Genomic DNA, 26,539 nt, shown 5'->3' with positions numbered 1-26,539 from the left:
ATTAAGCGTCTCTATATACTTCAGCTAAAATTTTATCAGCACCTTGCTCAAGTAGTTTTTCAGCAAGTGTAATACCTAACTGCTCTGCGTCAGCCACAGGGCCTGTCACTTCATCACGCAGCATTTGGCTGCCATCAATAGCGCCCACTAAACCACGTAAATGCACTTGCTCACCATCAACCAATGCAAATGCACCAATTGGCACTTGGCAACCACCTTCTAAACGGCGATTCATAGCACGCTCGGCATTAACACGAATACGTGTTTCATTATGTTCGAGTGGCGCTAACAGTGCTTTTGTCACTTCATCATCAATACGGCACTCAATACCCACAGCACCTTGACCATTTGCAGGTAATGATACTTCTGGCTCGATAAAAGCTGTAATACGCTCAGGCATTTCTAAACGAATTAGACCCGCTGCAGCTAGAATGATTGCATCATATTGACCATCATCTAGTTTTGCTAAACGCGTATTAACATTACCGCGTAAATCACGAATGTCTAAATCTGGGCGAGCTTCGCGAATTTGGCATTGGCGGCGTAAGCTTGATGTACCAACAATAGCACCTTGTGGTAACTCATCTAAGCTTTTGTAGTTGTTTGATACAAACGCATCGCGTGGGTCTTCACGTTCACAAATAGTGTGTAATGCTAGGCCTTCAGGAAACTCAACAGGCACATCTTTCATTGAATGCACCGCAATATCTGCACGGCCATCTAGCATGGCTTGCTCAAGCTCTTTTACGAATAAGCCTTTACCACCAATCTTTGCCAGTGGCGTATCAAGGATAATATCGCCTTGTGTCGACATAGGAACCAACTCTACCGTTACGTCGTCATGGAAGTGCTCTAGTTGAGCTTTTACAAATTCAGCCTGCCATAAAGCAAGTGCACTTTTACGGGTAGCGATACGAACTAGTTTTGTTGTCTGTGTCATGAAAAATCCAATTAATTATCAGGCTGATACTAAATATTACTCAGCTAAAATTCTAAATTCTTTTTGGGCCAGTAAGTTGCCATCTGCGTCAATAACTTCAACACGCCAATCACCCAGTTGCTCTGGCATAATGTTTTTCGTTGAATAAGTACGAAAACGTGGACTACTTACCGCCAATTCAATCGAAGCAAGCTGTTGATCTTGGTAATACCATTGGTGACGAACAGTTTGCCCTTGCATATTTCTAAGCTCGCTAAAAAAGCTCAGGCTATTGCTTATTTGCGCTAATTTTACATCGTTTTTTAAAACGTTTACTGGTTCTCGATCAACAACATCGGTTGTTAATACCGCGCGGCTTACTTTGTCTGTGTCTATTTTAGCGCCAATTGCGACACTGGCAATATGCGCTGACTGCGAAAACTGCTGCTGAGCATCAGGGGCTGCAGCAATCTCTACTTGCTGTTCGGTTTGTGGTGGCTCTTCGTCAAGAGTGACCTCTGATGTTTCCGGTTGTTGCTCGTCAACAACCTGTTCACTGTCGATCTCAACCTCTACTGTCGTAACCTCAGGTTCAACAATGTTTGAGCTCACAACCTCTGCTTTAGCCGTTTCTGTGCTATCAGCCTGCGGTGTTTGCTCATTAATTGACAAAGCATCGACTTCTTTTGGCTCTTCTTGCTCAGCGTCATTTAAAGGAGCTTGTAATTCAGCATTTGTAAACTCTGCTTGCGGTTCATCTTGCGGTGATTGTTCAGCATTTACAGCACCAGTTAAGCTATACACTAAAATAGCCAATGCTACTAAGATAACACTGCTAACCATAAAAATGCGTCGCCAATGCCATTGATAAGTCACTGCTGTAGGAGTTGAACCTGCCGATTCAACGGCATTCATATTTGCTGTAATTACAAGTTTCTTTGTCATGTTGGCCTCTAAAACCAAAAATTAACTCAAGCGAGCAATTAACCACTCACGAATAGCCATTAACTCTTCACCACAAACTTGGTGCGCCATCGGATAGTCTTGCCAGCTTACTTCCATGTTGTTAGCGCTAAGCACGTCAAATGCTTGTCTGCCTGCGCTATGCGGTACCACATCGTCAAATCGACCATGTGCCATAAAAATATTTAACCCCTGCTGCTTGGCTTCATCGGCTAATTTTGCAGGCACACACATGTAGGTTGAAAGTGCCATTACACCCGCTAATTTATAATCTAGACGTGGCGCTAAGTGCAGCGATACCACACCCCCTTGCGAAAAACCGGCAAGAATAATTTTGTTAGGAGCGATACCATTTGCTATTTCTTGATCAATAATTGCTGCCACTTTTGCAGCAGATTCACGCACTCCTTGCTCATCAGCACGCTTATCTAAATCCATCGATTTAATATCGTACCAAGAACGCATTGCCATACCACCATTTATGGTGACCGGCTGCACTGGCGCATGTGGAAATACAAAACGTACGCCAAGCTCTTTTGGTAGAGCAAGTTGCGGTGCAACTGGGGCAAAACCATCACCCGAATCACCTAAACCATGTAGCCAGATAACCGTTGCTTTGTGGTCGCCTTGCGCTGGGTACTCAACAAACTCTAAACTCATAGTTCAGAACGCCATTCAATTGTTTGACCTGCTTGGCGAGTTGCCGCATCACACATAAATTGCCAAAACTCTGCACCCGAGCGGTTATCAATCCACTTATCGTCGCGTAGTTCAAAATGGTGACCATTAAATTTAGTCGCTACCCAAACTTGGTGTAATGGTGCTTGCTTGTTGATCACAATTTTACTGCGATCAGGAAAGATGATTTCTAAAATACCTGACGCTGATTCATAGTCTAAATCGGCATCACATTCATCGATTTGCTCTTCAATAGTTAGCATTAATGCATCGGCTAGTGTGTGGTATTCATGATCAGTCATTTTAGTGTCCTTTAACTGGCTTTAAGCCTAGATCTGGGGGCAGATTGTGTACATCAAGTGTAACAGGAATAAATTCATCCGCGAATAGCTGCATTTTTTAAATATTCTGTTACTCTGCGATTATAAAGCCAGCAACCGTATTAATCTAATGAAAGAGACTCATAGCCAAAAATTAAAAACCACTTTACCTCTAAGCGTCCTTCTACTAACCCTAGCAGGTTGCGGACAAAGTGGTGCTCTTTATCTGCCAGATGATACTAAGCCGCCTGCAAAGTCTCAGCCACAAGCTGATCCATCCGAACAACCAGAGCAAAAACAGGACCAATAGATGGACTTTTTTAACTACAATAATAATCAGCTGTTCGCTGAAGACATCGCTGTCAAAGAGCTTGCCGAACAATATGGTACGCCTTGTTATATCTATTCTCGCAAAACCTTTGAACGTCATTATCTAGCATTTGCTGAAGCTGCTAAGTCACATAAAAGCTTGGTGTGCTATGCCGTAAAAGCCAACTCAAATATTGCCGTGCTGAATATTTTAGCGCGACTTGGTTCAGGTTTTGACATCGTTTCAAAAGGTGAGCTTGCGCGCGTTATCCAAGCAGGCGGAGACGCTAGTAAGGTTGTATTTTCTGGCGTTGCAAAAACCGCTGACGAAATTGCCTATGCACTTGAATTGGGGATCAAGTGTTTTAACGTTGAGTCAGTGGCTGAGCTTGAGCGTATTTCAAAAGTGGCAACGGATCTTAACTTAGTGGCACCGATTTCGATTCGCGTAAACCCAGATATAGATGCAAAAACGCACCCTTATATCTCAACCGGCTTAAAAGAGAATAAGTTTGGTATTGATATTCAAACTGCGGTGACTGTGTATCAACATGCAGCATCATTACCCGGTTTAAAAATTACCGGTGTAGATTGCCACATCGGTTCGCAGCTAACGGAAATAAAACCTTTCTTAGCAGCCCTTGAAAAAGTACTGACTCTTATCGAAGAGTTAAAAGCGGTTGGCATCAAGCTAACTCACCTAGATATCGGTGGTGGTCTTGGCGTGCCTTATAATGGCGAAACACCTCCTCACCCGAGCGAGTATGTTGATAAAATTACCGCTCGATTAGCAGACTACCAAGATTTAGAACTTATTTTTGAACCTGGTCGTGCGATTGCAGCCAACGCAGGTATTTTAGTTACTAAAGTTGAGTTTATTAAACAAAACCAAGATAAGTTCTTTGCTATTGTTGATGCAGGCATGAACGATATGTTGCGTCCATCGCTATATCAAGCTTGGCAATCTATTGTGCCAGTTGAACCTCGCACAGATGATACGCCTACTCACAACTACGATATTGTCGGCCCAGTTTGCGAAACCGGCGACTTTTTAGGTAAAGACCGTGAGCTTGCACTTCAAGCTGGTGACCTATTAGCACAACGCAGCGCTGGCGCGTATGGTTTTACCATGAGCTCAAACTACAACTCACGCCCGCGTGTTGCAGAGATTATGGTGGATGGCCAGCAAAGCCATTTAATTCGCCAACGCGAAACCTTAGAAAGCCTTTGGCAAGGTGAGAAAATTTTACCATAAACGTTTTTATAACCGCCCTGCTCTGTGGCATGATTAGCTCAGAGCAAACCCGAATTAGAGCGTTATGTTAGTTAATTTTTCAAAAATGCACGGCCTAGGTAATGACTTTGTCGTTATTGATAACATTACTCAAAATGTTTTTTTATCACGTGATCAAATAAAGAAGCTGGCAGATCGCCATTTCGGCATTGGCTTCGATCAACTGCTTATGGTTGAAGCCCCTTACTCTCCTGATCTCGATTTTCATTATCGTATTTTCAATGCCGATGGTAACGAAGTTGAACAGTGCGGCAACGGTGCGCGTTGTTTCGCTCGCTTTGTACGTATGAAAGGCCTGACCAATAAGCATAAAATCTCGGTTTCAACAAAATCTGGTAACCTCACGCTTTATATAGAGAAAGATGGTCAAGTAACGGTAAATATGGGCCACCCCAATTTTGAACCGAACAAAATCCCATTAAAAGCCAGCAAGCGTGAGCTGACCTATATTCTTCGTACGGAAGAACATACGGTATTTAGTGGCGCAGTATCGATGGGTAACCCGCATTGCGTGTTAGAAGTTGATGACATTCATAGCGCAGAAGTCGCCACCTTAGGCCCACTCCTTGAAAATCATGAACGCTTTCCACAACGCGCAAATGTTGGTTTTATGCAGGTAATTTCGCAAGATCACATTAAACTAAGAGTGTGGGAACGTGGCGTTAGTGAAACCTTAGCCTGTGGTACAGGTGCTTGTGCTGCGGTCGTGGTTGGTCAAATTCAAAGTAAACTTGCTACTACCGTACAAGTTGACTTACCAGGCGGCAGTTTACAAGTACGCTGGCAAGGTGAAGGGCACCCTGTACGAATGACAGGCCCTGCTGAGCATGTTTTTGATGGACAAGTGGCACTATGAGCAAACTAACAGAACAACAAATTGCTGAATATTTAAAAGCACACCCTGATTTTTTTATTAAAAACCCTGATGTACTCGCTGAAGTTGAACTACAACAGCAAACGGCGGGAGCAACGTCTTTGGTGCATATTCAACAGCGCCAATTACGTGAACACAATACGTTATTAAAAAATAAGATTGAGCAGCTCGTTGAACAAGCAAAAGAAAACGAGTTAATTTACCGCTTATTTAGCGACTGTCATCGTCAGTTATGGACTAACTACGACTTTACGACACTGGCTAGCAACTTGCGCAATATTATCTGCACGAACCCATCCATTAACGAATGCCACTTAGTTAAGTACGATACAAAGTTTGATGAATTAATTGCCCACCGCCTGCAAAACGACGGTATTTATTTGGGTCGAGTAAGTCAGCAAGAAAGAGACTTACTGTTTTCAGACACAACTCAATCGACTGCTTTATATTTAATCGGTAACACGAAACACCCTGTGGCTATTTTGGCGTTTGGTAGTGATGACGTAAATCACTTCGAACCGGCAAAAGACAGCTTTTTTGTCCTTGAGTTTGTGCGCTCATTGCAACTGCGCTTATTGGAACTTGCATGAGCGATGTGACGACGCCAGACATTGATGAATTAAGTGATGCTTGGCGAACACCCATCCAACTATTTGCAGACTACTTACGCTACGAAAAACAATACTCAGCGCACACAGTAAACCAATACACTAGCCAGCTAGGCTTCGCAGCTTTGTACTTTAGTAAACTATGTGAAGACTGGTTTGCTGTTCAAGGTGAGCATATTCGCCGTTACAGCATGCAAATGCGCAGCAAACAATTAAGTGGTCGCACAATCAGTTTAAAACTAAGTTGTATTCGCAGTTTATATAAATTCTTAAAAGCCAAAAATATAGCCAGTCAGGCACATTATCACAATCCGGCAGAGGCCATTAAAGGGCCAAAATTTTCCAAGCCTTTACCCAAAAATTTAGACGTAGATCAAATGGCTAAGCTACTAGAACTGCCAGATGATGAGCCTTTAGCTATTCGTGACAAAGCCATGATGGAATTAATGTACTCTTCGGGTTTGCGCATTAGCGAGTTAGTTGGCGCTAACATACAAGATATAAACCCCACTGAAGGCGAAATTTTAGTCCGTGGTAAAGGTAACAAAGAACGTTTATTACCTGTAGGCAGCAAAGCGCTCAGTGCATTAAAAGCATGGCTGAAAATTCGCCCTCAGTTTGCACACCCTGATGAAATAGCCGTGTTTGTTAGCAGCCAAAAAAAGCGAATTTCCGTACGCCAAGTTCGCCTTCGCATGCAAGAATGGGGTATTAAGCAAGGGATCAGCTCGCAAGTGCACCCACATAAATTACGCCACTCGTTTGCTTCACATATCTTAGAATCATCAGGGGATTTGCGCGCCGTACAAGAACTGTTAGGACACAGTAGTTTGTCTGCAACTCAAGTTTATACGCATTTAGATTTTCAGCATTTAGCTAAAGTTTACGATAACACCCATCCACGCGCTAAAAAGCGCTCAACATCAGAGTAACCCCTTGCCATTATGATCCGATTTAACCGTGCCCTATCGCCAGTTTCTGTTTTAAGTTTTGATTTAGACGACACACTTTACAACAACCATCCGATCATAAAGTCAGCCTTGCAAGCACAAGCTGATTACCTAGAGGCATTAGAGCAATGGCCAGCCGATAGTATCAGCTACTGGTTAAAATGCCGCGAGTGTGCTTTAAAGCAGGATGCCACTCTAATCGATGATGTGACGCGCTGGCGACAAGCAGCATTACACTATGCCATGACCGATCTGGGTTTTTCAGCAGAGCAAGCTCAGTTGCATGCCAAAAACGCTTATCAGGCATTCGCTGATGCCCGCAGTCAAATAACCGTGACTGATGAAGTGCTTGAATTACTTGCTAACCTCAGTAAACACTTCCGCCTCATCGCCATCACCAATGGTAATGTCGAAGTAGAAAAGTTTAACCTTAATGGTGTGTTTGAGTTAGTTTTACAAGCAGGCCCACACGGAAAAGCAAAGCCGCACAGCGCCTTATTTGATAGCGCAGCCAAAAAATTAGAAGTGCCTCACAAGGAAATTTTGCACATTGGCGATAGCCTAGATACTGATGTACAAGGTGCCAATAATGCCGGATGCCAAAGCGTTTGGCTAAATAACCAAGCAACGCAATATCGTTATCAAGGATTAGCAGATATTGAAATAAGCAATATCATGGCGCTCAATCATTTGATTAAAAAGTAACGACTTTGAGAAATTTGTTTTATGCTGAGTAAGTAGGCAACGAAGATTTAAAACTGGTGGGCGAAACGGATGAATGCTTTTCTTAAATTAATATTGCTACTTTCTATTAGTTTAAATGGTTACTTTATTTGGCAGCTTTTTAACCCTGCAAAGCCTATAGAAATAGAAACTGTCGAACCAGCGCCTAAAGTACAAAAAGGCACGGTCTTACCTGCCCACTTCCAGCAAGCAGTTGCACTATTTAGCAATCAGTTATTTGATAAAGCCGTCGCTGAGTACACTCAATTACTAGTGAATGAACCTCGCTATGCAAGGCAGCTAAAGCAAGCTTGGCAACAGCAACTAGAATCATGGCTTTCCCATCAAAAATTCACTTTAAGTGAGCAATTTTTAACGGCCTTTTTAAATAGCCACCCTTACGATGTCACCATGCTTGAACTTGAAGCTAAGCGTTTAATCGCACAAGGTGATACCCAACAAGGTATTATCAATTTACTGGCTCTTAGCAACCAGTTAGACAGCAATGATAAGCAACAACTTAACAAACAAATAGACGAGCTAAGCACATCCTATATTGATGAGCTTACTGCAGCACAACAATGGCAAGCCCTACTTAATATTAGTCAACAATGGCTTGATTACGCGCCTGGCAACGCCCATTACTTATATAACCATGCATTAGCTAACTACCATTTAGAAGATTATGTCGCGAGCCAAATAACCCTAGATCAACTACCCGAAGATCATGACTATAAACAACAGGCTGAGCAATTACATAAGTTGATTCAACAAGCCCTCGCAGGTGTTGAAGTTATAGAGTTAACCGCTCGAGGTTCACATTATTTAGTAAACAGTATTATCAACGATGATATTGAAACCGAGCTGATGATCGACACGGGCGCTAGCTTTACTGTAATTAACCAAACATTATTAAACTCGCTTAACACCCCAGCCAATTACCTTGGCACCTTGCAAGTAAACACAGCTAATGGAATTGTTGAAGCACAGCGTTATCAGCTCGCATCATTTCAAGTCGGTCAACAACGTATTCGTAATTTTGAAGTGCTGATAATAGAAAATCATGCTGGCTATGGCTTATTAGGTATGAACTTTTTAGAGAATTATAAGTTTAATATCAATCAGCAAGTGAATGAGTTAGAGTTGATAAAGAACAATTTTTAAGGACAAGCAATGACTCTTAACGAATTTCTGGCGACATTAGCAAGCACACCACAGCAAATTGAGTTTACCGATACCATGGCGGTTATAGACAACAATTATGATTTTACCCCAAGCGGTTTTAACAATCATGGCCTGCTAAGCGAGGCAAATGAAAATAACGGCTCGTGTAAAATTTTTGCCTTTGCAAAGCTTAATCAACTAAGCAAACAAAATACCCTAGATTGTTTTGGCGCGTTTTATCGTGATGACGTATTACACAATCCTGAAGGGCAAGACCATATGAACATTCGCACCTTTATGCTTGCCCCTGAAGCGACCCCTTTCTTAGGGATTACTTTTACCGAGCAAGACGTGCTAAAGGCGAAGTGATTAAAACCAATAGTTAAAGGGTTTTTTCCATAAAATAACGGCAGCCGTCGAGTGGGTAGTTTTTCATCTCGTATTTAACTTGGTAGCCGTTTTTTTCGTAAAAGGGTTTGGCTTGGAAATCGAGCGTATCAAGTTGAGCGGTGCTTGCACCAAATACTTTAGCTTTGCTCTCTAATTCAGCTAACAACCGTGTCGCAAGCCCTTTACCACGAGTCTTATCATCACACCAAAGCCAACTAATAAGCAGCCAATTACCAAATACTTGGCCATGAATACCAGCAACAACACTGTTTTGTTTATTAACAAATTTAAAGCCTAAAGGAGTACGCTCGGCATTAAAATGCGCTGCGTTGAAAGCCACAATATGTTCTCTTAGCTGGTTGTTTAGATCAGCTGAGTCATCACTTTTTAATTGATACATAGTATACCTATAAAATGTTATGACTCAGTATACGCTTATATCGTTAATCAGTATAAGTGGTTCTTGCCATAGGGTACTTCGAGCATGTTACTCGCCAGCTTTTCGGGCTGACCGCACATTTCATCATAAGCACTGGTGTGGCGTAGAACCATATCGCCATAACTTAGGTGATCAAGACGCTTTTGAATATGCAACGGGCTAATATCACGAATAAACTCACCTTGCTCATCAGTAACATAATACTCAACGTTATTAATTACCACAGACACTTGATACAGCGCCATTTCTAATGAATGAAGGATGACCTTTTGCAGTGGTTGGTGATCTGCAAGCTCTGATAACTTGATAGGCATGTGCGTTCCTCTTTGGTGGTTGAACTATTTATACGTGATTTTGATATACTGTGATCAAATTAATTGTACAAAAATCACTCATGCCAGAAAAAGTACGACTTGCTAAATTTATTGCCCATGCAGGTGTTTGCTCTCGAAAGCAAGCATCGCGCTTGATAGATCAAGGTGAGGTAACAGTAAATGGCCGTGCCGCAAATCATATAGATCATGTTGATGAGCACGATGATGTGATTGTACTTGGCGAAAAAATATCAGAAAAAGCGCCACTCACCTACTTTGCTTATCACAAACCCGTTGGTATAGATTGCAAATTAAATGCTGACGACCCAACCAGTCTTATTCATAGTCTACCTAAAACCACTCGGGTTTACCCAATTGGCCGGCTCGACAAAGACTCCCGAGGTTTGTTGATTTTGACCAATGACGGTGAGTTTTGTAATCAACTGATCCACCCTGATTACCACCAACCCAAACGCTATTTAGTCACCGTAGATAAACCCCTTGATAGCGACTTCTGTAAAAAAATGGCGAGCGGTGTGCCTGTCGATAAACAAATAACCCTCCCTTGCACGGTAACTCAAGTCAACGAAACGCAGTTTTGCATCGTCTTAAAACAAGGCTTAAATCTGCAAATACGTAAAATGGCTCGTTTTTGTGGCTACAAAGTCATCGACCTGCACCGCACAGATATCGCAAATCTTTCACTCTCCACGCTGAATTTGCCCGAAGGACAGATAGTCAGTATCAAAAAAAGTGACATTCTCTAACAAAAAAGTTTGCATTAATTGATTACGCGTGTAATCTTAACTTAAAGATTACATCTGTAGGCATAAAAATGATTGAACTTTCTAAAGCTGAATTTGAAGTATTAGATGCGGTATGGCTTGGCTACCCAGCCACGGCTAGTGAAGTAATTGCGCGTTTAAGTGACAATAAAGAATGGCACGAAAAAACCATTAAAACGCTACTAAGCCGTTTAGTTAAAAAAGGCGCACTAAGCTTCGAGAAGCAAGGTCGCCAATATAACTACACCCCTTGCATTGCTCGTGAAGAATACACATTAAAAGAAAGCCAAAGCTTTATTGAACGCTTTTTTAATGGCCGAATTGCGCCGCTGGTGAGTGGCTTTGCTAAATCAGAGCAACTCTCACAACATGATATTGATGAGCTGAAAAAGGTCATCGATGATTGGGAAAAACAGCAAAAATAAGGCTTGTTATGTTAGATGCATTTTTTAATTGGTTGTTAGATCAACAACTTTTGATCTCATCTGCAATAATGTTTTTATTGCTGCTAGAGCGAAAGTTGCTAAGCCAGCTGTCGGCACGCTTGGTTTATACACTGTGGGCGCTTTTACCGATTAGTTTATTGTTAGCGAACCTACCAGAACACTTAAAACCAATTCAAAACGACTTTATCAGTAAGCTGACTATCACGCCAAACACAGCAATAATGCCGCAGTTTACGCTCACTTGGTTTGCTATTTATGGCTTTATTAGTGCCGCACTGCTGATCACTGCCGTATATTTTCATTACCGTTTTCTAGCAAAACTGCAATTAGCGCCAATTACGCTTGATCAGCACAGCAACCAAAGCATGCGCTTATACCGAAGCAATCAGGTGAGTTCACCTATGGTTGTAGGGGTTATAAACACCAAGCTAGTGCTGCCTACAAACTATCAAAGCCATTACAACAGCCATGCTTTAGCGCTTATTTTAGAACATGAATCAGTGCACATTAAACGCAAAGACAACCTAATTAATGCCATCGCCTTAAGTGCCACTATTTTGCTGTGGTTTAACCCTGTCGCTTGGCTTGGTTATGCAAGTCTGCGCCGCATTCAAGAGCTTTCATGTGATGAGCAAGTACTCAAAAATAAATCAACTGAACAACGAATTCTATACAGTAAGGCATTAGTGCACTGTGCAAGCTTTAGCAGAACAGGCTTAATGGCTTATTCACAATACGGAGATAAAAACACCATGTTACAACGTCTAAATCAAATAAAGCAGATCGACAACAGCTCATTTATTGCAAAAACAGCGTTAGTTATTTTTACAGCGGGCATGCTTAGCAGCTTTGCCATTGCAAAACAGCCGATGTCCGTTGAAAAGACAAAGGACTATCAAGCGGTTATGCGTGTAGAGCCGATATACCCAATTCAAGCTGCAGAGCAAGGTATTAGCGGTTCAGTCGTTTTGAAATACGATATTTTACCAAATGGCGCCACCAGCAATGTTAGTGTAGTAAGTGCAGAGCCTGAAGGTGTTTTCAATCGAGAAGCGAAAAGAGCCTTAAAACAATGGCAATATGCGCCGTCTGAATCTGGCTTTAAAAACGCCTTAGTACAACTCGATTTCGCCTTAGACGAAAACTATCAAGCAAAGGATTTAATAGAAAAAATTAAAGTTAGCTCTAAGTAAAAGTAACCACTTAAGACCCTAAAGCAAGCGCCTTATTTAAGCCGCTTGCTTTGTGGTTTTTAACTCATTGGCTTGTAACTAAAGGCAAACAGCAATCATCGCCACAGCACAAACATAGCCTACTAGCCAAACTAATGAGCGCAGAATATCTTGGTTTATGTAGTAGAAAATACAATACAACACGCGGGCAATAACATGCACAATCGCTAGGGTCTCAGTTACCTGATAGACGTTATTGCTACCTATTACGACTGCCAGCGCGACAGCAAAAATAATCAGCGATTCAAAGCTATTTTGATGTGCTGCCAACGCACGAGCACCAAAGCCGGTTAGTTTAGCTTGTTGCTCGCGTGGGTGCTTATTGTCGTAGCCTGCCAACTTATTTTGTGCAAAAGCCACAGGTGCTTTAGCTAAATAGGGTATAAGTACTGCGATGAGTGCGCAGATAATCAGTGTGGTCATGATATTTCCTTATCTTTTAATTGTAATAGCTTACCCTAGCGCAAACAAAAAAAAGCCGCTACTTAAAACAGCAGCGGCCAGCAATAGCATCATTGTCACTATAGTCTAAAGCCGGCATAAAAGCCCTGCGGCATATTGTCACAGCTGAGTTTTTCTCAAGTTGGTCGATAAGCTAATGCTCTCATACTTTGGTTTTGTTACTCTAAGCGCCTCTCCTTATTAATTTATTTTCAATATGACTTGGATTTTCTTAACTATTTTTGCGGCATTTATGCAGTCGTGGCGCAATGCACTGCAAAGTAAACTGAGTGCAACAGTGAGCGTTGCAGGGGTAACGCTTGCTCGCTTTATTATTGCCAGCCCGATTGCTGCACTGTATTTATTTGTACTTTATCAATATCAAGACGCCGCACTTCCTGACTTTAATCTGGCTTTTATTGGCTACATTGTTGGCGCCAGTATCGTCCAAATCCTTGCCACCGGTTTGATGGTTAAACTTTTTAAAATGAATAACTTTGCAGTCGGTGCAGGCCTTGCTAAAAGTGAAGCACTGATGGCGGCCATTTTAGGCGTTATGTTCTTTGGCTCAGCGCTGTCGCTACTAGGCTGGATTGGGGTCTTTATTGGTGCAATTGCGGTATTGCTATTAAGTGGCATCGCGAATGTTAAACACTTTAATTTAGGCACCGCACTGCTTGGACTTGCTTGCGGCACTTCTTTTGCTCTCTCTTCATCATGGATCCGTGAAGCAAGTTTAAATTCAGGACTGACTTTCCCACACTCTGCCGCTTGGGTGTTGTTACTGATAATCAGCTTACAAACCCTGATGCTGTGCGTGTATATTGCATTCAAAGAACGCGATACATTTAAGAAAATGTGGCATCACAAAGGCACTACTACCGCTGTTAGTGTTTGTAGCTGTTTAGGTTCAATCGGTTGGTTTAGTGCCATGAGTTTGCAGCATGTTGCTTATGTAAAAACGCTTGGGCAGATAGAAGTATTCTTTACCATTATGGTATCGATTCTTTGGTTAAAACAACCTTTAAAGCGCCAAGACACGGCTGGGCTTGTGTTAATTGCACTGGCAGCCATTCTGGTAATGCTACCAAATTAGTCTTATCCCAAGTCATTAAAAAAGCGGCATTGCCGCTTTTTTAATGACTAATTTTTAGCGTTATTACACCGCTAATTATCAGCAATACTCCGGCAATGCGGCCAAATGTTGCGGCATCACCATAAAATAAAATACCAACTAAGAAAGTGCCCGCGGCTCCTATGCCTGTCCATACCGCATAAGATGTTCCCATCGGAATATCCTTTTGCGCCAACCACAGCATAAAACCACTAGCGACCATAAATGCGACGGCAATTGCAATGCCTAACCAGCGACTGTCTGCCTGTTGAGACATTTTAAGGCCAACAGGCCAGCCAATTTCTAACAGACCTGCGACAATTAAATACAACCACGCCATTAGTTATCTCGCTTTTTCAAGATCACGTCATACAAATCTTCGCGGCGGTCTTTTAAGTTTCTAACAGTACCTTCACTGTGAAGGATTTTCAGTTTATCCATATCTAAATCACTGAATAACAGCATTTCGGTATTCGGTGTTGCTTCATTCAAGGTCGCATCATGTGGGAATGAGAAATCAGAAGGAGTAAGCACTGCTGATTGCGAATACTGTACGTCTAAACTCTCAACCTCAGGTAAGTTACCAACCGAGCCTGCAATCACAACATAACATTCATTTTCAATTGCACGTGCTTGCGCACAATGACGAACACGTAAGTAACTATTTTTTGTATCCGTCCAAAATGGCACGAACAAAATATCTAACCCTTGCTTAGCGAGAATACGTGACAGCTCAGGGAACTCAACATCGTAACAAATTTGAATACCGACACGACCCGCATCGGTTTCAAATACAGCAATTTTGTCACCGCCTTGGATCACCCAGTCATTTTGCTCGTGAGGGGTAATATGAATTTTGCGCTGCTCATCGATTTTACCGCTACGATGGCATAGGTAGCTGACATTATAAATCTTGTCATCTTCAGCAAGCGGCATGGAGCCTGTGATAATATTGGCATTGTATTCAACCGCCATGCGCGACATTGCATCACGGAAGGTTTCTGTGTATTCGGCCAGATAGCGAATGGCTTCAGTTTGATTGCTTTGCTCGGTGAGGCCCATTAACGGGGCATTGAAAAACTCCGGAAACAGAATAAAGTCACTCTTGTAGTCAGACACCGTATCAACAAAGTATTCCACTTGCTTGAGCAGCTCTTCAACAGACTCAACACAGCGCATTTGCCACTGTACGGCACCGACACGGACAATTGATTTGGTCGACTCAAGTACTGTATCAGTCGGCTCAAACATAATGTTATTCCACTCAAGTAAAGTGGCGTAACCAACTGATTCTTGATCTTCAGGAAGGTATTTTTTAAGTAAACGTTTAACTTGGAAATCATTAGATAGCTGAAAGCTTAAAATCGGATCGTACAGCTCTTTGTGGTCTACTTTTTCGATGTACTCCATCGGAGTCATCTCTGCACTGTGATTGTAATAACGCGGAATACGCCCACCCGCTAGAATGGCGCGTAAGTTATACTGACGGCACAGCTCTTTTCGTGCATCGTATAAGCGACGACCCAATCGCATACCTCGGTGAGTTGATGAAATCACCACATCTAAACCATAAAGTGCATCACCTTCAGGATCACTAAATACACGGTCATGGCCATCAACAATATCTTCGTAGGTATGTGGGTTAGAAAAGCGCGCGTAATCTACCTGAACACTAAGTGCGATGCCGACTAAGACACCATCGTCAACAATACCTATTTGCCCTTCCGGAAACTGGTCTATTAGCCTAAAAATAGTATGGCTTGGCCAAGCTCCACCAAGCCCTGGGTACGCTTGATCCATAAGGGTCTTTATTTGTGGGTACTGTTCTTTGGTTAGATTACAAATCTCTAAATGCGTTTTTTCCGCCGGCATAGCTACTCCTTTTTAGGCACGAGAGAATAATCACAGCAAACATTGCTCAGCATGTTTCTAGATTAGCTTTAACTAGAGTGGCATCAAATGCCCACTCTGCCAAGCCCCAAGCTTAACAAACATGATGTGAACAAACGCTTAGCTTCATTCATAAACATCAGTGACATGCGTTTACAAAGCAAAAGCGAGCAATTATAAACCTGCATTGCTCAACTTTTCATCTATAATTACGCTACTCTCCATGTGTATTTGAGGTTGGATTGATCAAACACTTACTAAAACAATCAAAGCAATCTGGCTTAGAAGAGATTGAACACGTTAAATTTCTGATTATTTCTAAAATCGCCTATTTCGCGTTGATTGTTCATGTCTTGCTGATCCCCGTATTTGCTCACATAGGGGCAAATACGCTTGCTTTAGTTAATATCTTGAGTGTGCTTGCTTGGGCAAGCGGCATCTTTTTAATTAAGCAAGGACTAACTTCGCTAGCACTTAGAGTATTTTGCCTTGAAGTAATTATTCATGCGGTCATTGTCTGTGCCACCCTTGGCTTAGGCGCAGGGTTCCAGTTTTACCTATGGACTGTATCTTGTATTTTAATGATCGATTATCAATTAACCTTTAAGCGTGCAGCTTTATATAGCTTAGTGATGATTGCGATATTCGCCCTGCTATATGTATTTTTTTCAGATGTTCAGTACGGCTTTGCTTACCCAGAGTTACTACCACATGTAAATGTAATCAATATTATTATTGCCGGTTTACCTATGGTCTATGGCATGGGTCTAATCAGAGAAATCACTTTGTCACAACGGGTTGAGTTAACAGAAATGGCAGCCCGCGATCCACTCACTAAGCTCTACAACCGCCGTTTTGCAAAAAAATTAATCACTGCTGCACATCAAAAGAGCATAGAGCTTGAGAGCAGTCTTTGTATTGTTATGGCTGACATCGATAAGTTTAAAAGTATTAACGACAATTATGGCCATGAAAAAGGTGATACGGTGCTCGTTAATGTTGCAAGGCTAATTCGTCAATTTATTGATGATGAAGATATAGCGGTACGCTGGGGTGGTGAAGAATTTTTAATTTTATTAACTAATACAGATGCAAAGCAGGCCTTTACAAAAATTGAAACCTTACGTTTAAGAATCGCCGAACTAGAGGCGCATCATGAATTCCCCGATCTCAATGTCACTATGAGTTTTGGGCTTATTGAATGGCAACCGCTCGCTTCAATAGAAAAAATGCTACAACACGCTGATGAAGCGCTGTATAAAAGCAAGCACGCAGGACGCAACCAAACTACCATTGCTAAAGGTCAACGCCCTGCTTTCAAAGATACTGATGCGGTTAATTAACCGCATCGATAGTGATACTGTGGGCAATCTCTTGTGGCAATAATGGCGTTAAACCATTACTAACATAATCGTTAAACCCGGCACGATAAAATTCTGACAATGGATGCCCCGATTGCCCACCCGGAATAGCCATTATCGCTTTATCTAAGTGCCCAGGTTGAACAATAAAGCGCTGTGAAGCACCAAAGCTACGTCCTTGCACCGAAGGCATAAAAGTATCACCAAACCCAGGCTCCGTAGGCATATTCAATAAGCTTTTCAGTGCAGGTATTTGCTTGGCAAATGGGTGCTCAATCACTAATTCGTTAACCTTGCCCCACTCCCAGCTATGCGGGTTGTTACCGTATTGATCGGTTAGTTTAGTGATAACGCGGTCAAAGGCTCCTATCATTTGTTGTTGCCAGTTTGCATACTCAGGGTTTAACCATGCCTGAGGCTGCGCTTCGATAAGTTGCCAAACAGCAGGTTCTAAGTCTCGTTTTACTGGTTTTAAGCTACTATCGAGAGCTTTTAGCTTATTCTCTAACGGGCTAAATAAGCCGTTAATCACTTCACTGCGGTAGCGCTTTACTAAGGTGTAGCCAATTGAGTCGCTACAAGCACACGCCTGCCAATTATTTAGCTCTTTTAAATACAGCGCGTATTTATCGCCTGCGTTGCTAAGCTGTTTGACCAGCAGTTTATGCCAAGCCGTTAAGAAACGCGCTTCGTTATCATGTTGTAAGTCATAAAAATCTTGTTCGTTGAACTGTTGTTTTTCAAATAAGCGGTCGCGAATTTGTGCCGAGCGAGCCCCCATTGCATAACCACCATTACCAAAGCGCTGGTCATCCTCTGCGGAAACAACTCGTGAGTTGCCCGTCCATAAACGGCCACTTTCTGGGTTTTTAACAAATGGACGCTGGGTTTCGTTTTCGTGCCACTGTGCAGGATACGCTTGCTCAGCCACAGCTAATTGATGGGGCTCTTTACGGGCAGGCACGGCTCCCATATTCTTCCAAGCTGCATTACCTTTATCATCAACAACCATCAGATTTTGTACAGGAATACCCACCTCAGCAGCAAGCGCTAGTGCATCATCAACCGTGTTTGCTTGCTCAAGCTTAAGTAACTCCATATCAACCGCATACTCATGGTGGGCAACCCAACTTAGCGCATAAGATTTGCCATTAATTTCTTTAACTGGGCCATACTCGCTCATGGTTAAAGCGTAATTTTCGCTGTTACCGTCATTGAGTAAAATAGGTTCATCTATCTGCCAGGTTTTCTCTTTGCTCTCAAGGGCTATCCAATCGGCTGTATCTAAATAACCATTGGTGAATCCCCAAGCTATTTTATTATTGGTACCAACAACAATGGCAGGAGCCCCTGGTAATGACACACCGGTAATTTGCTGCATTTCACCATTGAGTGGGTAATTGAGCTGGGCACGGTACCAAATGATTGGCACAGCAAACGATAAATGCATATCGTCAGACAGCATTGCAGCACCTGTTTCAGTTAACTGCCCAGTAACCGCCCAGTTATTACTGCCAAGTTCCTTTCGGTCTGCAATGTCAGTCATAGCCCATTGAGGGTCTTTGAGATTAGGAATACTGCCGTCATAAGGTGCTAATTGGCTGTTGTCGAGTGCCGCTTGATAAAGGCTAGGCTGAGTAATAAAGTCAACCATCGCCTTACCATATAAATCTTCGATTTCGATCAGTGTTTTGTCGCGCTCAAAGGTGGCTGTTTGTAAATCTAAATACATACTAAAAATGATTAGTAAGCTGTCTTCGCTTTGCCAAGGTTTTGCTTCAGCGCCTGTGAGTAAATATTCAAAGCTATCGAAACCCACTTGCGCATGGCCTTCATTAACCCCATTCGCGTAGGCTTTTAATAGCGCTTTATCTTTAGCAGGTAACTGCTCGACAGCAATCTGACTGCGTTTACGTAACTGATGAAAGCGCATTTTTTTATCAAGCCCAACGGCAGCTTTACCAAATAACTCACTAAGCTCACCTGCAGCATTACGGCGCAGTAAATCCATTTGAAAGAATCGGTCCTGACCATGAGCAAAACCAAGCGCATAGGCTGCATCTAATCGGTTTTCGGCATGAATAACAGCCTGTCCTAAGGTATCTCGCTCAATCTTAACTGATTGCGAAATAGCGTCGCTTTTACCGCGACCATCAAGTGCCGGTAAACTTAAGTTTAATACGCCATAAACAAGCCCCGTTGCGAGTAACACCACAACGAACAAACCTATTAGTAACCATTTGATTATCTTAAACATGCCAATTATCCTTGCGCTAAAGTAACACTATATTAACCTGAGTTTTGTGAAAGAATAGTGTTGCGATACAAATAATTGAAATTAGGTTTATAGATTTGCTGTTCATTGTTAATTACCACAGAAATTGTCTATAGTAGGTAAATAGTATAAAACCTGATATTTCTCATGCCGCTAGCGACCGAAACAGATAATAAAAAACTACAAAAACTGAAGCTAGCCTTCTGGTTTTCACTTGCCTGTATCATCGTGATTGGTCTTGTAATCGACCAAATTAATTACAGCCGCGAGAAAGATGCTTTTCGTGCACAGGAGCTGGCAAAAGTAAGTGCCTATCGTGCAGAGCTCGAAGCCACCTTAATATCTAACATTCAACTTGTACGCGGCTTGGCGGTTGCCGTTGCGGCTGAACCCAATTTAGACCAAGCCCGCTTCACGCAAATTGCCAGCCCCCTATTTTCAACGTCTTCAGAGCTTAGGAACATCGGCGCAGCACCGGATATGGTTATTCAGATGACTTATCCTCTTGTGGGTAATGAGAAATCTATTGGGCTCAACTTTTTAGAAAACCCAGCGCAGCGTGACGACGCAATTAGAGCACGGGATGAAAACCGTATTGTTATGGCCGGCCCATTAGAGTTGGTGCAAGGTGGTCAAGCATTGATAGCAAGAATGCCCGTATTCACTCCACCAGAGCTCACTTTTTGGGGGCTCCTATCTGTTGTCCTCGATATAGATAAAATCTACACAAACTCGGGGTTAATCGCACTGAGTCAGCATTATGATGTTGCCCTGCAAGGCAGAAATGGCCTTGGTGCTAAAGGTGATTTTTTCTACGGTTCACAAGACGTGCTCAATACCAACCCTCTGAGCTTTAGAATTAACTTTCCAGGTGGTGAGTGGCAGATGTACGCCACACCAAAATCTGGATGGCAGCCACCAAGTTCTGCTATTTGGCCGCTTAGACTGGCCATTATTCTATTTTGTGTTTTATTTGCTGGCGCCTCTGTATTCTTTTTACGCATGGTCGAAAGACAGTACAAAAGCGAACGTATGTTAGAAACCATGAGTAGTCTTGCTAAAGTCGGCGCTTGGTCTTTTAATCTAGAGACAAGAACCGTCTATTGGTCTGATATGACCAAGCAAATTTTTAAGTTTCCTCTTAATGTACAGCCAGAGTGGCCTGCTAACTTTACACTTTTTAAGGCTGGTGAAAGCCGGGATAAAATTCGTCGCCTTAACGAGCGTGCAATCAAGTATGGTGAGAGTTTTGAGACTCAAGTGCAAATCATAACTGCTGAAGGTGATGAAGTTTGGGTGCTGCTACATGGTGAAGCCGAGCATAAAAATGGCCGTTGTATAAAACTTTTTGGTTCACTACAAAATATTGATACCCGTAAGCGAGATGAGCTAGAAAACAACAAAATAGCCTTACATAATGAGATTTTAGCCTCTCTTACCGTTAATGATGCTGTACTGACGGGTAACCTTAACTTATCTAAACATGTTATTGTGCAAGCAATTTGTCACGCTTTTGATATTGATCGCGCTAGTATTTGGCTATTTAGTGACGATCGCCAATCGCTCAATACCTTTGCTATTCACGACCAAAGTCAGCCTGAATTTAGTGAGCCGATTTCACTCCAGCAGTTTGAATTTCAAAATTATTTTGATGCTATTAACAATCACGCTGTAATTAATGCCAGTGATGCACAGCAACATCCACTGACTAGTGACCTACGTAGCAACTATCTTGATTGGTTTAATATACGCTCAATGCTGACTGTGATAATCCCCACAGGTAGCAAAACAATGGGGGTTGTGTGCGCCGAAAAATGTCATAACCGCAGACATTGGAGTAAAAATGAAGAAAGCTTTTTAATCGCAGTTGCGGCACTCATTGGTAGTTTACACGCAAGTCAGCGCCGTATAGAGACCGAACAACAACTCGTTCAAGCAAAAGAAGCTGCTGAACAAGCAGTAAAAGCCAAAAGTGAATTTTTAGCAAGCATGAGTCATGAGATCCGCACCCCTATGAATGGCGTGATCGGGATGCTCAATATCATCAAACAAACCAAACTAGACACCCAGCAAAACCACCATATAGATTTGGCGCAATCATCGGCTGAATCACTATTGCATATCATTAACGATATTTTAGATTTCTCTAAAATTGAGGCCGGTAAGCTCGATATTGAAAATGTTAGCTTTAATGTATCAAAACTACTTGGCGATACTATCGAATCGTTTGCCATTAAAGCAGAACAAAACAATACCAAGTTGCTGCTAGATACCACACACCTTAATCACGGCTTTATCATTAGCGACCCAAACCGGATTAGGCAAATTATCAATAACCTAGTTAGCAATGCGGTTAAATTCACAAAAGATGGTGAGATTATCGTCATCGCCAAACTCGAAACAAACAACGAAGAATTGTTCTTGAACTGCTCTGTTATTGATTCGGGTGTAGGTATCAAGCCCGAAAAGCAAGCCACTTTATTTGACTCATTCACGCAAGCGGATGCATCAACTACACGCCAATACGGCGGTACAGGGCTTGGCCTTGCAATAGTAAAACAGCTGTGTCAGTTAATGGATGGTGATGTCAGTGTGGTTAGTTCATACGGGGAAGGCAGCACCTTTAATTTTACTGTAAAAGTTAAACGTGATCATACAAAGCAAGCGCCAGAGCCAAGCCACATTATAGATAAAAAGCATATTTTAATTGCTGATAATTGTAAGCTCAGTAGCAATATTGCCAAAAAACAATTGCAGCTATGGGGAGCAGAGGTCGAGACCTATACTGATATGCCAAGCTTACTCAATCGTGCTGCAATGCCAACCGATAATGGCTGCGATGCAATTTTAGTGGATTATCTTTTTTATAGCAGCGCAACAAAAGAGCACCAACAAGCATTCTTAAAATACTTTAATGCCACCAGCTGTAAACGAATTTTAATGGCCCCAATGAGCCTTACTGAAAAACAAACGAGACAAACATTAAAAGTTGAGAGTATTATCTTTAAACCATTAACGCAGTCTGATTTATTTAATTCACTGGCAAACGACAAGTACATTGAACAGCAGCAGGTTAATAAAGAAACCTTAATAACTAAGGTCGTGACCAGTAGCGGTAGCGCTGAGTCACAAGTCTTGCTGGTTGAAGATAATAAAGTAAATCAGATGGTGGCAGGTTCGTTGCTAAAACAAGCAGGCATTAGTTTTGATATCGCTGAAAATGGCCTTGAAGCGATTGCAAAACTTTCAAGCCGAGAGCAAAGCCCCTACCAATTAGTGTTAATGGATTGCCAAATGCCAGAAATGGATGGTTACCAAGCAACGCGAGCCATTCGGGCAGGTGAAGCAGGCGCAGCTCATCAGGGGGTTAATATCGTCGCACTCACTGCAAATGCGATGCAAGGTGACAAAGAGCGTTGTTTAAACGCAGGTATGAACGACTATGTCACCAAACCCCTTAAATTTGACTCGCTCAATAAAAAGTTAACAGTGTGGCTAAGCACTGAAGAATAAAAAGAGAGTAAAACCATGCAATTATCATCAATTCAACAACGTGTTATTGGCTGTTTACTCGAAAAGCAAAGTACAACACCCGAACATTACCCGTTATCTTTAAATTCACTGACTAATGCATGTAATCAAAAGTCGAACCGTGAACCTGTATTGTCTTTAACTGAAGCGCAAGTACAAGATACCCTCGATGAGCTTATTGCATCACGCTTAGTGACGGTTGATGAAGGGCTGTCAGGGCGTGTAAATAAATATGCTCACCGCTTTTGTAATACCGAATTTGGCAGTTTGCAGTTTACTGAGCAGCAACGCGCCATTATTTGTTTGTTACTGTTACGTGGCCCGCAAACACCAGGCGAGTTGAGAACACGCAGCAACCGCCTCGCTGAGTTCAGTAACGTCAATGAAGTCGAAGCCGCATTAAACGCACTCATTGCACAAGAACATGTGGCACGCTTAGCACGAGAGCCCGGCAAACGAGAGAGCCGCTACATGCACTTATTTGTTGACCCAGACAGCATTACTGAGGATATGGCTGCTAATGAGCCAATGCAGGATAATAGTAGTGAAGTGCAGCAATTACGAAGCGAAATCGAAGAACTTAAGCAACAAATTAACGCAATAAAAGCGCATTTAGGTCTTTAATAAAAACCGCGCCCGTAACATAATGTACAAGACGCTGACAACCACAACGAAAAATAGGAGCTCTACCATGCGTGCCGACATTCTGGCGGAAATGAAAGTCCAACCAACTATTGATGTAAAAGCGGAAATCACCCGTCGTGTTAACTTTCTTAAAAGCCGACTTATTGCTGCGCACTCTCGCTCACTTGTATTAGGGATCAGTGGCGGTGTTGACTCATCAACCTGTGGCCGTTTATGCCAATTAGCGGTTGATGAATTAAATCAAGAACATAACACCAACGAATATCAATTTATTGCTGTGCGCTTACCTTACGGCGTACAAGCAGATGAAGACGAAGCACAACTAGCCGTAGATTTTATTCAACCTAGTAAACGTATGACGGTTAACATTAAAGCGGCTGTCGATGGCATGCATGAACAAGCAATGGCGGCAGTTGTTGGTGGTGGTGCTGAATTACCAGAGCAAGCTAAAATCGACTTTATCAAAGGCAATGTAAAAGCGCGCCAACGCATGGTTGCGCAGTATGAAATTGCCGGTTTCAGCCAAGGCTTAGTTGTTGGTACCGATCACAGTGCTGAAAACATCACTGGCTTTTACACAAAATTTGGTGACGGAGCATGTGACCTAGCCCCTTTATTTGGCTTATCAAAGCGTCAAGTTCGTGCGCTTGCTGAGCACTTGGGAGCACCAGCTGTCCTTGTACATAAAGCCCCAACGGCCGACTTAGAGTGTGATCGCCCAGGTCTAACTGATGAAGAAGCGCTTGGCCTCACTTACGATCAAATTGATGATTTCTTAGAAGGTAAAGAAGTCAGCAATGAAGTCGAAGAAAAGCTAACAGCAATTTACTTACGTACTCAACATAAGCGCCAAGCGATCCCAACGGTATACGACGAGCTTTAAAAACGGTTAAAACACTAAAAGGGCAATAATAATTGCCCTTTTTCCTTCCTCGTACAGACCCTTAGCAATATTCAAAACCTTCAATCACTCATTATCGGCCGCGCTAAATGATCTAGAGCGCTATGCTTGACGTAAAAGTTAGCAACATGATTGCAGTAAAGATGAAATAGTTCTGTAATTTGGTTTATAGTTGTTACAGTTAAATACATTACATTTCAAATCAAAAATCTAAGGTTTTATATTAGTTTATGTCATCGCCCATTTTAATTACTGGCGCAGGCCAACGTATTGGACTCGCTCTGGCCGAGCACTTTTTAGCGCAAGGGCAAGAAATCATCGTCACTTACCGTACCCGCCATGAAGCAATTGATGTGCTTGCAGGTAAAGGCGCTATTTGCATCCATGCTGATTTTAATAGTGACCAAGCTATCGGGCATTTTATCGAAGAATTAAAAACCCATACCAACCAGCTCAAGGCAATTATCCATAATGCGTCTAGCTGGGATTGCGAAGCAAATAACCACGATTACGCAGACCTATTCGATAACATGATGCGTATCCACGCCAAAGCGCCCTATTTAATTAATTTAGCAGCTTCTGATTTGCTACTGCATTATCAGCAAAACAGTGGCCAAGCCGCAGATATTATTCACTTAACCGATTATGTGGTTGAAAAAGGCAGCCCTAAGCACCTTGCTTATGCAGCAAGCAAAGCAGCGCTTGATAATTTAACCAAGTCGTTTGCCGCTAAATTTGCACCAGACATTAAAGTGAATGCTATCGCCCCTTCGTTAATTATTTTTAATGAACACGATAGCGACGAATACAAAGCCAAAACATTAAAGAAATCGCTAATGGGCATTGAGCCCGGCTGCGCCGAGATTATTAACAGCGTAGAACTATTACTAAGCAGTCACTACATCACAGGTCGTTCTATGCCTGTTGATGGCGGCAGACATTTAAAATAACGAATTACAGAGAAAGCTATGCACGATGATTTAAAAAATAGTTACCAACAAATAATTACCGCAGTAGGTGAAGATCCTGCTCGTGAAGGATTACTCGACACACCAAAACGCGCAGCAAAAGCGATGGAGTATCTGACTAAAGGCTATCGTCAAACATTAGATGAAATCACCAACAATGCGGTATTCACTTCAGATGCCGATGACATGGTATTGATCCAAGACATTGAGCTTTACTCTATGTGTGAGCACCACTTGCTGCCATTTGTTGGCCGCTGCCATATTGCTTATATTCCTGATGGCAAAGTGCTTGGTTTATCTAAGTTTGCGCGAATTGTTGACATGTTCGCACGTCGTTTTCAAATTCAAGAGCAATTAACCCATCAAATTGCTAAAGCGGTTGAAGAAGTGACAGGCGCGAAAGGTGTTGGCGTAATCGTCGAGGCAAAACATATGTGTATGATGATGCGCGGCGTTGAAAAGCAAAACTCAAGTATGCGTACATCAGTTATGTTAGGTAACTTCAGAGCCGATCCAAAAACCCGTAACGAGTTCTTACAACTAGTTAGAGGGTAATGATGGCCAACGCAATTATTAATGTCACTAACCTCAGGCTACGAACCTTTATAGGTTTTAACCCTGAGGAACGTGAGAAAAAACAAGATGTAGTGATTAATTTAGAAATTCATTACCCTGCTGATCAAGCTTGTGAAACTGACGCAGTCGATAAAGCACTAAACTACAAGACCATTACTAAAGAAGTGATCAGCCTTGTCGAAGAAGGCCACTTTTTACTGTTAGAAAAATTGGTTGCTGAAATTTTAGCAATTTGCCACCAGCATCAAAGCGTTCACTATGCCAAAGTGCGCGTCGATAAACCTCATGCGCTGCGCTTTGCTGATTCAGTATCACTGACCCTAGATTGGCAAAAAAGTTAAAATAAGGGCGTGTTCACCTTTGTGGATTAAAATTTGTTCACTCTAGGGGCGATTTAATCGCGGCGCGAGATTTGTAACCTAGTGGGCT

Annotated in this window: 29 protein-coding genes; 19 read left to right on the top strand and 10 right to left on the bottom strand. The window is 42.3% G+C overall.

Annotated features, from left to right (window positions below):
- Position 1 precedes the first annotated feature (1 nt).
- The 4 genes from hemC to cyaY are packed head-to-tail and all read right to left on the bottom strand — an operon-like array spanning position 2 to position 2,862.
- Entirely contained in the window at positions 2–940 is a 939-nt protein-coding gene (hemC, locus tag J8Z28_RS00570) for a hydroxymethylbilane synthase (protein WP_054554664.1), read from the bottom strand.
- Positions 941–976: 36 nt separating this feature from the next.
- Positions 977–1,864: a DUF2914 domain-containing protein gene (locus J8Z28_RS00565; protein WP_062566238.1), complete on the bottom strand. Its 888-nt coding sequence runs from the start codon at positions 1,862–1,864 to the stop codon at positions 977–979.
- Positions 1,865–1,885: 21 nt separating this feature from the next.
- On the bottom strand, positions 1,886–2,542 hold the full coding sequence (locus J8Z28_RS00560) for an alpha/beta hydrolase (RefSeq protein WP_062566239.1): 657 nt from the start codon (positions 2,540–2,542) through the stop codon (positions 1,886–1,888).
- A complete protein-coding gene (gene cyaY, locus J8Z28_RS00555) occupies positions 2,539–2,862 on the bottom strand; it encodes an iron donor protein CyaY (protein ID WP_054554661.1) in 324 nt (107 codons plus the stop codon). Before cyaY ends, J8Z28_RS00560 begins: the two co-directional genes overlap by 4 nt.
- A 148-nt stretch (positions 2,863–3,010) precedes the next feature.
- Here cyaY and lptM point away from each other — a divergent pair, with 148 nt between their 5' ends.
- The 8 genes from lptM to J8Z28_RS00515 all read left to right on the top strand — a co-directional run bounded on the left by lptM (position 3,011) and on the right by J8Z28_RS00515 (position 9,171).
- Positions 3,011–3,190 (top strand): LPS translocon maturation chaperone LptM, encoded by a 180-nt coding sequence (lptM, locus tag J8Z28_RS00550; RefSeq protein ID WP_062566240.1) that lies wholly within the window; start codon positions 3,011–3,013, stop codon positions 3,188–3,190.
- On the top strand, positions 3,191–4,444 hold the full coding sequence (gene lysA / locus J8Z28_RS00545) for a diaminopimelate decarboxylase (RefSeq protein WP_062566241.1): 1,254 nt from the start codon (positions 3,191–3,193) through the stop codon (positions 4,442–4,444).
- Between the two features lie 64 nt (positions 4,445–4,508).
- Positions 4,509–5,339 carry a diaminopimelate epimerase gene (gene dapF / locus J8Z28_RS00540; RefSeq protein WP_054563683.1) on the top strand — a complete coding sequence of 277 codons (831 nt, stop codon included), beginning with the start codon at positions 4,509–4,511 and terminating at the stop codon, positions 5,337–5,339.
- A complete protein-coding gene (locus J8Z28_RS00535) occupies positions 5,336–5,947 on the top strand; it encodes a DUF484 family protein (protein WP_062566242.1) in 612 nt (203 codons plus the stop codon). The genes dapF and J8Z28_RS00535 overlap by 4 nt, the downstream gene beginning before the upstream one ends.
- Positions 5,944–6,897, top strand: a complete 954-nt coding sequence (locus J8Z28_RS00530; RefSeq protein WP_062566243.1) for a tyrosine recombinase XerC — start codon at positions 5,944–5,946, stop codon at positions 6,895–6,897. Before J8Z28_RS00535 ends, J8Z28_RS00530 begins: the two co-directional genes overlap by 4 nt.
- 12 nt (positions 6,898–6,909) lie before the next feature.
- Positions 6,910–7,620, top strand: coding sequence for an HAD-IA family hydrolase (locus J8Z28_RS00525; RefSeq protein WP_062566244.1), 711 nt, complete (start codon positions 6,910–6,912; stop codon positions 7,618–7,620).
- A 69-nt stretch (positions 7,621–7,689) separates the two neighbouring features.
- The gene (locus J8Z28_RS00520) at positions 7,690–8,802 is read left to right on the top strand and encodes a retropepsin-like aspartic protease (RefSeq protein WP_062566245.1); all 1,113 of its coding nucleotides are present in this window, start codon (positions 7,690–7,692) and stop codon (positions 8,800–8,802) included.
- A gap of 9 nt (positions 8,803–8,811) precedes the next feature.
- Positions 8,812–9,171: a HopJ type III effector protein gene (locus J8Z28_RS00515; RefSeq protein ID WP_062566246.1), complete on the top strand. Its 360-nt coding sequence runs from the start codon at positions 8,812–8,814 to the stop codon at positions 9,169–9,171.
- A gap of 13 nt (positions 9,172–9,184) precedes the next feature.
- Here J8Z28_RS00515 and J8Z28_RS00510 read toward each other — a convergent pair whose 3' ends face one another.
- Entirely contained in the window at positions 9,185–9,592 is a 408-nt protein-coding gene (locus J8Z28_RS00510) for a GNAT family N-acetyltransferase (RefSeq protein WP_062566247.1), read from the bottom strand.
- A gap of 47 nt (positions 9,593–9,639) precedes the next feature.
- A complete protein-coding gene (locus J8Z28_RS00505) occupies positions 9,640–9,945 on the bottom strand; it encodes a DUF6482 family protein (protein ID WP_062566248.1) in 306 nt (101 codons plus the stop codon).
- Between the two features lie 80 nt (positions 9,946–10,025).
- Between J8Z28_RS00505 and J8Z28_RS00500 the strand changes: the two genes are divergently transcribed.
- The 3 genes from J8Z28_RS00500 to J8Z28_RS00490 all read left to right on the top strand — a co-directional run bounded on the left by J8Z28_RS00500 (position 10,026) and on the right by J8Z28_RS00490 (position 12,369).
- Positions 10,026–10,712: a pseudouridine synthase gene (locus tag J8Z28_RS00500; protein WP_250660361.1), complete on the top strand. Its 687-nt coding sequence runs from the start codon at positions 10,026–10,028 to the stop codon at positions 10,710–10,712.
- Between the two features lie 68 nt (positions 10,713–10,780).
- Positions 10,781–11,155: a BlaI/MecI/CopY family transcriptional regulator gene (locus J8Z28_RS00495; protein WP_062566249.1), complete on the top strand. Its 375-nt coding sequence runs from the start codon at positions 10,781–10,783 to the stop codon at positions 11,153–11,155.
- 8 nt (positions 11,156–11,163) lie between these two features.
- Positions 11,164–12,369 carry a M56 family metallopeptidase gene (locus J8Z28_RS00490; RefSeq protein ID WP_062566250.1) on the top strand — a complete coding sequence of 402 codons (1,206 nt, stop codon included), beginning with the start codon at positions 11,164–11,166 and terminating at the stop codon, positions 12,367–12,369.
- Between the two features lie 78 nt (positions 12,370–12,447).
- Here the strand turns inward: J8Z28_RS00490 and J8Z28_RS00485 are convergent, their stop codons facing one another.
- Entirely contained in the window at positions 12,448–12,831 is a 384-nt protein-coding gene (locus J8Z28_RS00485; protein ID WP_055199242.1) for an MAPEG family protein, read from the bottom strand.
- 235 nt (positions 12,832–13,066) lie between these two features.
- On the opposite strand from J8Z28_RS00485, the gene J8Z28_RS00480 reads away from it, so the two are divergent.
- Positions 13,067–13,945: an EamA family transporter gene (locus J8Z28_RS00480; RefSeq protein WP_082710959.1), complete on the top strand. Its 879-nt coding sequence runs from the start codon at positions 13,067–13,069 to the stop codon at positions 13,943–13,945.
- A gap of 40 nt (positions 13,946–13,985) precedes the next feature.
- Here the strand turns inward: J8Z28_RS00480 and J8Z28_RS00475 are convergent, their stop codons facing one another.
- Together J8Z28_RS00475 and J8Z28_RS00470 are read right to left on the bottom strand one after the other, a co-directional pair.
- Positions 13,986–14,303 (bottom strand): DMT family transporter, encoded by a 318-nt coding sequence (locus tag J8Z28_RS00475; RefSeq protein ID WP_054554646.1) that lies wholly within the window; start codon positions 14,301–14,303, stop codon positions 13,986–13,988.
- On the bottom strand, positions 14,303–15,835 hold the full coding sequence (locus tag J8Z28_RS00470; RefSeq protein WP_058585386.1) for a carbon-nitrogen hydrolase family protein: 1,533 nt from the start codon (positions 15,833–15,835) through the stop codon (positions 14,303–14,305). The genes J8Z28_RS00475 and J8Z28_RS00470 overlap by 1 nt, the downstream gene beginning before the upstream one ends.
- Before the next feature lie 260 nt (positions 15,836–16,095).
- Between J8Z28_RS00470 and J8Z28_RS00465 the strand changes: the two genes are divergently transcribed.
- Entirely contained in the window at positions 16,096–17,196 is a 1,101-nt protein-coding gene (locus J8Z28_RS00465; protein ID WP_240701471.1) for a GGDEF domain-containing protein, read from the top strand.
- Here the strand turns inward: J8Z28_RS00465 and J8Z28_RS00460 are convergent.
- Positions 17,189–19,471 carry a penicillin acylase family protein gene (locus J8Z28_RS00460; protein ID WP_062566251.1) on the bottom strand — a complete coding sequence of 761 codons (2,283 nt, stop codon included), beginning with the start codon at positions 19,469–19,471 and terminating at the stop codon, positions 17,189–17,191. The genes J8Z28_RS00465 and J8Z28_RS00460 overlap by 8 nt on opposite strands.
- Positions 19,472–19,636: 165 nt before the next feature.
- Between J8Z28_RS00460 and J8Z28_RS00455 the strand changes: the two genes are divergently transcribed.
- The 6 genes from J8Z28_RS00455 (at position 19,637) to folX (ending at position 26,451) form a co-directional block, all read left to right on the top strand.
- Entirely contained in the window at positions 19,637–23,002 is a 3,366-nt protein-coding gene (locus tag J8Z28_RS00455) for an ATP-binding protein (RefSeq protein ID WP_062566252.1), read from the top strand.
- 15 nt (positions 23,003–23,017) lie between these two features.
- Complete coding sequence (locus tag J8Z28_RS00450; protein ID WP_062566253.1) at positions 23,018–23,644, top strand: YceH family protein; 627 nt, start codon at positions 23,018–23,020, stop codon at positions 23,642–23,644.
- Between the two features lie 67 nt (positions 23,645–23,711).
- Positions 23,712–24,548, top strand: a complete 837-nt coding sequence (gene nadE / locus J8Z28_RS00445; RefSeq protein WP_054563697.1) for an NAD(+) synthase — start codon at positions 23,712–23,714, stop codon at positions 24,546–24,548.
- 248 nt (positions 24,549–24,796) lie between these two features.
- Positions 24,797–25,516: a dihydromonapterin reductase gene (folM, locus tag J8Z28_RS00440; RefSeq protein WP_062566254.1), complete on the top strand. Its 720-nt coding sequence runs from the start codon at positions 24,797–24,799 to the stop codon at positions 25,514–25,516.
- 18 nt (positions 25,517–25,534) lie between these two features.
- Complete coding sequence (folE, locus tag J8Z28_RS00435) at positions 25,535–26,089, top strand: GTP cyclohydrolase I FolE (protein WP_055199245.1); 555 nt, start codon at positions 25,535–25,537, stop codon at positions 26,087–26,089.
- Between the two features lie 2 nt (positions 26,090–26,091).
- Positions 26,092–26,451 (top strand): dihydroneopterin triphosphate 2'-epimerase, encoded by a 360-nt coding sequence (gene folX, locus J8Z28_RS00430; protein ID WP_054554637.1) that lies wholly within the window; start codon positions 26,092–26,094, stop codon positions 26,449–26,451.
- Positions 26,452–26,539 lie beyond the last annotated feature (88 nt).

Source organism: Pseudoalteromonas sp. SCSIO 43088 (assembly GCF_023650795.1).
Lineage (GTDB): Bacteria > Pseudomonadota > Gammaproteobacteria > Enterobacterales > Alteromonadaceae > Pseudoalteromonas > Pseudoalteromonas shioyasakiensis.
Note: the sequence above shows the minus strand (reverse complement) of the source record. Positions and strands in the feature narration are given on the sequence as shown.